This is a genomic window from Micromonospora sp. ATCC 39149, assembly GCF_000158815.1.
Lineage (GTDB): Bacteria > Actinomycetota > Actinomycetes > Mycobacteriales > Micromonosporaceae > Micromonospora.
The window spans coordinates 1635109-1637357 of record NZ_GG657738.1; the positions used below are offsets into that span (position 1 = coordinate 1635109).

The window sequence follows — 2249 nt, forward strand, 5'->3', positions numbered from 1 at the left end:
TCCAGTGGCTGTGGCTGACCTTCCTGCCGCTGCGGGCGATGGAGCGCTCGCCGCGGCCGTCCCTGGCGGCGGCCGGCGGGCAGTTCCTCGTGGTCGACCGGGCCGGCTATGCCGCAGCCGGCGGGCACACCGCCGTGGCCGACCGGGTGCTGGAGGACATCGAGCTGGCCCGCGCGGTCAAACGCTCCGGCGGCCGGATCGCCCTCGCCGACGGCTCCCGGCTGGCCACCTGCCGGATGTACGACGACTGGCCGCAACTGCGCGACGGCTACACCAAGTCGCTGTGGGCCTCGTTCGGTCATCCGGGGGCGGCGGCGGCCGTGGTCGTGGCGCTGCTGCTGCTCTACACCGCTCCTCCGCTGGTCGCGCTGGCCGCCCTGCTCGCGGGCGTCCCGACCGTCGCGGCCCTGGCGGCGCTGGCCTGGCTGCTCGGGGCGGCCGGGCGGGCGGTCAGCGCCCACGCCACCGGCGGCCGGTGGTGGCCCGACGCGCTCGGCCACCCCGTGTCGGTCGTGGTCCTCGGCTGGCTGACCGCGCGGTCGTACCATCTGCGGAAGCGACGCCGCCTGTCCTGGCGGGGTCGCCCGGTCAGCTAGGAGGGCACGCCATGGCACGGATCGTGGTCGTCGGTGCCGGGGTGGGCGGGCTGGCCACCGCCGCCCGGCTGGCCACCACCGGGCACGACGTGACCGTCCTCGAGCGGGCCGGCACGGTCGGCGGCAAACTCGGCCGGTACGTCCACGACACCCCGGCCGGGTCGTTCCACTTCGACACCGGGCCGAGCCTGCTCACCCTCCCGGAGGTCTTCCACGACCTGTTCGAGGCGACCGGCGCGAAGCTCGACGAGTACCTCGACCTGACCCCGCTGGACCCGATCGTCCGGCACGTCTTCCCCGGCGACGGGCCCACCCTCGACTCCTGCGCCGACCCGGCCGAGTTCGCCGCCCGCGTCGGCGCGGCGTTCGGCGACCGGGCCGCCGCCGACTGGCAGCGGCTGTGGCGACGCGCCGCCCGGGTCTGGGACGCCTCGCACCGGGACATCCTGCGCCGGGCCGTCGACTCGCCGCTGGACCTCGCCGCGCTGGCCTGGCGGCTGGGCGACCTCGCCGCGATCGGCCCCGGCCGCACCCTGCGCGGGCTGGGCCGCCGACACCTGTCCGACCCCCGGCTGCGGATGCTGCTGGAGCGGTACGCCACCTACACCGGGGCCGACCCGCGCCGGGCCCCGGCCGCGCTGGTCGCCGTCCCGTACGCCGAGCTGGCGTTCGGCGGCTGGTACCTGCGCGGCGGCCTGGGCACCCTCGCCGACGCGCTGCTGACCCGCTGCCTGGACCTCGGCGTGGTCGTGCAGACCGGCGCCACGGTCACCCGGATCGACGCGGCGGGCGGCCGGGTGCACGGGGTACGCCTCGCCGGAGTCGCCGCGCCCGTGGCCGCCGACGTGGTGGTGGCCAACGTCGACGCGCTGACCCTCTACCGGGACCTGCTGCCCAGCCCGCGCCGGCTGGCCGGGCTCACCGACCGCAGCCTCGCCGGCTTCGTGCTGCTGCTCGGGGTGGCCGGCGACTCCGGCCTGGCCCACCACAACGTGTTCTTCCCGCGCGACTACGACGCCGAGTTCGACGCGGTCTTCGGCCACCCCGGGCGGGGCGTACGGGCCCGGCCCGCGCCCGACCCGACCGTCTTCGTCACCGTGGCCGACGACCCGGCCGTGCGCCCCGACGGGCACGAGGCGTGGTTCGTGCTGGTCAACGCCCCCCGCCACGGCACCGCCACGGGCGCGGTGGACTGGCGCCGGCCGGGCCTGGCCGACGCGTACGCCGATCGGATCCTCGACGTGCTCGCCGAGCGCGGCGTGGACGTCCGCGACCGGCTGGTGTTCCGGGAGGTCCGCACCCCGGCCGACCTGGACGCCGCCACCGGCGCGCCCGGCGGTTCGATCTACGGCACGGCCGGCGGCCTGCTGCGGCCGGCGAACCGGGGGCCGGCGGCCGGCCTGTGGCTGGTCGGCGGCTCCAGCCACCCCGGGGGCGGTCTGCCGATGGTCACCCTCTCCGCCCAGATCGTCGCCGACGAGATCGGCCCCGCCTGGGGGTAGGGAGGGGGCCCGGCGGCGGGTCAGCCGGCCTCGATGAGGGCGCGGCGGACAGCGGAGAACAGCTGGCCCAGCCCGAAGCCCGCCAGCAGCACCCAGACCGCGGTGGCCATGGTGATGGTGCCGGCGGTCAGGTCCGGGTCGATCAGCCCGG

Annotated in this window: 1 protein-coding gene and 2 pseudogenes; 2 read left to right on the forward strand and 1 reads right to left on the reverse strand. The window is 77.4% G+C overall.

The window, feature by feature from the left end:
• Together MCAG_RS06575 and MCAG_RS06580 are read left to right on the forward strand one after the other, a co-directional pair.
• Window positions 1–596, forward strand: a pseudogene (locus MCAG_RS06575) (glycosyl transferase); the annotation flags it as partial.
• An 11-nt stretch (window positions 597–607) separates the two neighbouring features.
• Window positions 608–2098, forward strand: a complete 1491-nt coding sequence (locus tag MCAG_RS06580; RefSeq protein WP_007072190.1) for an NAD(P)/FAD-dependent oxidoreductase — start codon at window positions 608–610, stop codon at window positions 2096–2098.
• A 20-nt stretch (window positions 2099–2118) separates the two neighbouring features.
• Here MCAG_RS06580 and MCAG_RS06585 read toward each other — a convergent pair.
• Window positions 2119–2249: pseudogene (locus MCAG_RS06585) on the reverse strand (CDP-alcohol phosphatidyltransferase family protein); the annotation flags it as partial.